The organism is Alishewanella longhuensis, from assembly GCF_014653435.1.
Taxonomy (GTDB): Bacteria; Pseudomonadota; Gammaproteobacteria; order Enterobacterales; family Alteromonadaceae; genus Alishewanella; species Alishewanella longhuensis.
This window is the reverse complement of the sequence record NZ_BNAO01000002.1, coordinates 654,829-657,789: the sequence shown is the minus strand read 5'-3', so window position 1 is coordinate 657,789 and position 2,961 is coordinate 654,829. Positions and strand designations below refer to the sequence as shown.

At 50.9% G+C, this 2,961-nt stretch carries 1 protein-coding gene; it reads left to right on the top strand.

Features of this window, described 5'->3' with window-relative positions:
• Window positions 1-2,961 (top strand): Ig-like domain-containing protein (locus IE163_RS07065; RefSeq protein WP_229833463.1); only part of this gene is annotated, 2,961 nt, incomplete at both ends.

Here is a 2,961-nt window from a genome sequence, read left to right as displayed (position 1 = left end):
TTTACCCTGGCAGACTTGACCGTTGCTAATGGTACTTTGAGTGGCTTGAGCAGCAGCGACGGCGGTATCACCTGGACTGCCACTTTAACGCCAACGGACGGTGTAACTAATGCAAGCAACCTGATTATCCTGAATAATACCGGTATAGCGGATACAGCAGGTAATGCAGGTACTGGCAGCACCAATTCCAATAGTTATGCGATAGACACAGAAGCTCCAGATGCCCCTTCGGTGCCAGATCTGGCCGCTGCGTCCGATAGTGGTATTAGCCAGACTGATAATATCACCAATGTGACTACTCCAACCTTTACAGGTACGGCCGAAGCAAACAGCACTGTCGAACTTTTTGCTGGTGCAACCTCTTTAGGCGCTGTAGTAGCTAATGGTGGTGGCGCCTGGAGCCTGACAGTGGCTGGTGGTTCAGCCCTGGCTGACGGCACTTACAGTATTACAGCAACAGCTACCGATACGGCAGGCAACCAGGCGTTAGCGCCGTCCGCAGCCTTGTCTGTCACTATAGATACCACAGCGCCAGCCAAGCCTGCAGCGCCAGATTTAGCGGCAGCTTCAGATACGGGCAGCAGCAACACTGATAACCTGACCAATGCGACCAGCCTTGTCTTTACCGGCACTGCAGAAGATGGCAGTACTGTCAGTCTGAACTCCAGTGTGAACAATGCGCTGGGAACAGCAACGGCTACAGGGGGTAGCTGGAGCGTGACCACTGCAGCTGTAACCAGCGAAGGGGATCATAATATCACCGTGACAGCCACAGATCTGGCTGGTAATGTTAGTGTGGCTTCAGATCCTCTGGTGATCACACTGGACAAAACCCCACCAGCCATTGGCGGTGTGGCTTTTGATCAGGCGTCTGTTACCAGCGGAAATCAAGCGGCATTGAGCTTTACCTTGGCGGGTGCTGAGGTGGGGGCAACTGCAAACTACAGTATCAGCAGCAGTAATGGCGGCACAGCAGTGACCAACTCTTTTGTAGTGGCGGCTGCCGATCAGCAAGTCACGGGACTTAATGCCAGTGGGTTAAATGATGGTGCTTTAACTATCAGCCTGATCTTAACAGATGCTGCGGGTAACGACAGTACTCCAGCTGTTACCGCTACTGTGAATAAAGATGCCAACGTGCCAACCATTAGCTCAGTGGCTATTGCTAATGGTAACTATAAAGCCGGAGACAGCATTAGCTTTAGCCTGACTTTCAGCGAGGCTTTAGTGTTATCCGGTGCTAATTCTGACTACAGTTTGGCTGTAGACATCGGAGGCGTTACCCGTCAGGCCCTGTTAACCAGTAACGCGGCTGGCATTTTAACCTTCAGCTACACAGTTCTCGCCGGTGAAAATACTGCTGATTCAGGTGTTGCTATAGCCAGTAATGCATTGTCTCTGCTGAATGGTGCCACCATTAAAGATGCGGGCAATAATGACGCAACTTTGAACTTCAGTGGTATTAACAACAGCGCAGCTAAGGTAGACACTACGGCCCCGCTGATTTCCATAGTGACAGACCCAGCTCAGGCGGTGTTTGTTAATGCAGCGAATTACCAGATTAAAGGTACTCACAGTGAACCAGGTGTCCTAATTAACCTCTATGTAGATATCGGCAATGATGGTACGGCAGATGGTGGTATTGTGGTCAGTACTATCGTAGATGCCAATGGTAACTGGAGTCTGTTACAACCTTTAACTGCAAACACTGCACACAACTATGTAGTCATAGCGGAGGATGCGGCGGGCAATGTCTCGACTGCTGTGGATGTACCTACTATTACTGAAGACTCCATAGCGCCTGTTGTCCCTGTGATCACCAGCCCTGTTACACCTTTGGCAGTGAATACGCTGACTCAGGTGATAGCAGGCACGCATACTGAAGATGGTGTCACAGTAGAATTATTTGCAGACGCTGACAATGATGGTGTGGCAGATAACAGCACAGTGCTGGCCAGCGCAGAGGTGGGTGTTGTCACTGCTGGCAACTGGTCACTGACAGCGCCTCTTACTCAGAATGTTGAAAATAACTTTGTCGTTATTGCCAAAGACAAAGCGGCCAATGTATCGGCCGCTGTGGATGTGGTGAGTATTACTCAGGATTCTGTGGCTCCTGTAGTGACAGTGACTGCACTGACCACGGCAGACTCAACCCCTGCTTTGGCTGGTACCGTGGATGATGCTACTGCCACTTTAAGTCTGATGGTGAATGGTCAAACCTATACACCAACCAATAACGGCAATGGTAGTTGGACGCTGGCTGATAATCAGATTGCCGCTTTGCCTCATGGTGTTTATGACGTGATGGTTACTGCCACAGATACACAAGGTAATGTGGGAACTGACGCTTCCGTTGATGAATTGACTATCGATTTATTGCCTCCTTCAGGCTACAACGTGGTGATCCAGCAAAGCCGTATAGACGCTACAAATCAGACTTCCATGAGTTTTATGTTTGCGGGTGCTGAGGTGGGAGCTATTTACACTTATGTGGTGAGTGACGGTACTAATTCAGTCACCAATACTGGTGTTGTCACAGCGGCCGATCAGCAAATTGGCTCTATCAATGTCACGGTGCTGGCGGAAGGCACATTGCAGCTGAGTGTGATTCTGACGGATACAGTGGGTAATACTGGCACAGCAGCCACGGCCACCGTAGAGAAACTTTACAATGCTGCTCCGGTGATTAGCGGCATGCCAGCGACGTCGGTGAATCAAGGAGAGGCTTACAGCTTTGTGCCTACTGCCAGCGATCCAGATGGCGATACGCTAACCTTTAGCATTGCCAATAAGCCGGTTTGGGCCAATTTTGACCCAGCAACCGGGGCCTTAACCGGGACGCCGCAGACCGAACATCTGGGCAGTAGCGCCGGCATTGTGATTAGCGTAACCGACGGTGAACTGAGTGCCGCGCTGGCGGCCTTTACGATTGAAGTGGTCGAGGGCAATCGCGCACCAGAA